The sequence below is a fragment of the Streptosporangiales bacterium genome (genome assembly GCA_009379955.1).
Taxonomy (GTDB): Bacteria; Actinomycetota; Actinomycetes; order Streptosporangiales; family WHST01; genus WHST01.
Genome location: WHST01000224.1, coordinates 1 through 2,007, shown reverse-complemented (window position 1 = coordinate 2,007; position 2,007 = coordinate 1). Strand labels below are relative to the sequence as shown.

The 2,007-nt window shown below is 72.2% G+C and carries 2 protein-coding genes; both read left to right on the top strand.

What is annotated here, in order from left to right; translation table 11 throughout:
* Positions 1 to 278 precede the first annotated feature (278 nt).
* Positions 279 to 875, top strand: a complete 597-nt coding sequence (locus GEV10_32035) for a hypothetical protein (protein ID MQA83031.1) — start codon at positions 279 to 281, stop codon at positions 873 to 875.
* 130 nt (positions 876 to 1,005) lie between these two features.
* Positions 1,006 to 1,803, top strand: coding sequence for a helix-turn-helix domain-containing protein (locus tag GEV10_32030; GenBank protein MQA83030.1), 798 nt, complete (start codon positions 1,006 to 1,008; stop codon positions 1,801 to 1,803).
* Positions 1,804 to 2,007: the final 204 nt, after the last annotated feature.

Below are 2,007 nucleotides of genomic sequence, written 5' to 3'. Positions count from 1 at the left end.
GGGCGCGGAGTCGGCCGCGTCGACCGGCTCGGCCGCGTCGACCGGCTCGGCCGCGTCGGCGGTGGCGTCCGCGGTCGGGACCCAGCCCTCGACGGCGGGCAGCACGCGACCGACCCGCGCCGCCGCGGCCTCGGACTCCTCGGTTCTCCTGCCAGGCATGAGCAGGACCGTAAGCCGTCCTGCACCCCGCGAGACGGTCCGCGACCCGATCTGTGGACGATAACCCGCACCCACGTGGCCGAGCACGGTGGCAGGACACCGCGCCCTACGCTGCGGTCATGGCTTCGGCACGTGGCACGGTCGCCCTCCGGGTCGGCGCGCTCGTCACCGTGCTCGCGCTCGGGGTCGGCGCCGGCTGGATCCTGCGCGGCGCCCAGATGGGCCCGCCGGACGGCGCACCGAGCGGGTCGCCCTCGCCGGGTGTCGGACGGCCGATGGCGCGACCGGTGGTCGACGGGCACCTGACGTTCACCGTGCTGAAGTTCGGTTGCGGCCTCGTCGCCGTCTCCGGCACGCACAGCGAGGGACGCCCGGAGGGCGAGTTCTGCCAGGTGCGGCTGCGCGCCGACAACCACGACCCCGCGTCGCACGACTACGTCGCGAGGTCGCAGACCATCGCGGGCGTCGCCGCCCCGCGCAACCGTCCCGACTCGTTCGCGATGGCGGTACGTCGCCAGCCGGAGAAGGTCACGATCGGCGGGCACAACGCCGTCGAGGTCGAGCTCTGGTACGACATCCCACCCGGGAGCAGGGTCGAGGGCCTGCGGCTCTCCGGTGACCGCGACCCCGTCGGCTTCCGCGGTGAGGGTGTCGCCCCACACACCCCGGGAGGAGCGCTCGTCCGCCTCACCCCGACGGACGAGACCCCGGGCTGACACTGTGTACGATGCTTCGACGGCGTTTCGAAATCGCGAAAGGATTTCTGAGATAGGGAGATCAGTCCGGGGTTCGGCCGCCGGTCGCCGTAGGCTCGGCACCGCGCAGGTCCTCGAGAAGGGAACAGCAATGTCGCAGAGCGCCGCGGACCCGTCCAACGGACGGGCACCGTCACCAGCCGTCGGCCGCGCGCTGACCGTGCTCGAGACCCTCGTCGACGCCCAGGACGGCCTCACCCTCACCGCCCTGGCCAAGAACACCGAGATCCCGCTCGCGACCTGCGCGTCGATCGTCTACACGCTCGAGCAGCGCGGGTACGCCAGCCGCCGCATCGTCGGCCGCAGCCACTTCTGGCGGCCCACCCTGCGCCTGTACGGGCTCGCGAGCCACCTCGTCCGCAACGTCGACCTGTCGTCCGTCGCCCAGCGCGAGCTGCGCGAGCTCGCCGACTCCCTCGACATGCCCGCCCACGTCGGCGTCCTCACCGGTGCCTCGGTCGTGTACGTCGCGAAGGCCGCGACCCCGGGGTTCGTCCAGTTCGACACCTACCCCGGCAAGGTGGCCCCGTTCAACCTCACCGCACTGGGCCGGGCGATCGCGGCGCACCTCACCGATGACGAGCTCGCACCCCTGCTGCGCGAACTCACCGCCGGCCATGGCCCCAAGGCGCCTGCCTCCACCCGCGAGCAGTTCCTCGAGGAGCTGGCCCGGGTACGCAAGCGTGGGTACGCACTGGAGGACCAGGAGGAGCAGGCCGACATCGCCTGCGTCGCCGCGCCGTTCTTCGGCGCCGACGACCGGGTGGCGGGCGCCGTCGGCGTCACCGGTTTCGCCAAGGACCTCACCGGCAAGCGCCGCAAGGACGCCATCGCCGGCTGCACCGCCGCTGCCGCCGCCGTGTCCCGCAAGCTCGGCGCCGGTCACTGACCAGCCGACCCGGCAGCCCAACCGCCCGGCACGTTGCGTTGATCACGTTAACGTGATCGAGCCGGACTTCACCTCGTCCCGGCACGAGGTGAAGTCCCTGTTGATCACGTCAACCACTGGGGGACCCTGGCGGGCCATCCCCTACGGGTGAAAAGTAGGGGGTGGCCCGCGGTGTCCCTGGCGACGGCGTGATCACAACGGTGC

Excerpts from the sequence above, each read along its gene's own strand:
- GEV10_32035 (MQA83031.1), top strand. The coding sequence starts at position 279 with ATGGCTTCGGCACGTGGCACGGTCGCCCTCCGGGTCGGCGCGCTCGTC.
- GEV10_32030 (MQA83030.1), top strand. The coding sequence starts at position 1,006 with ATGTCGCAGAGCGCCGCGGACCCGTCCAACGGACGGGCACCGTCACCA.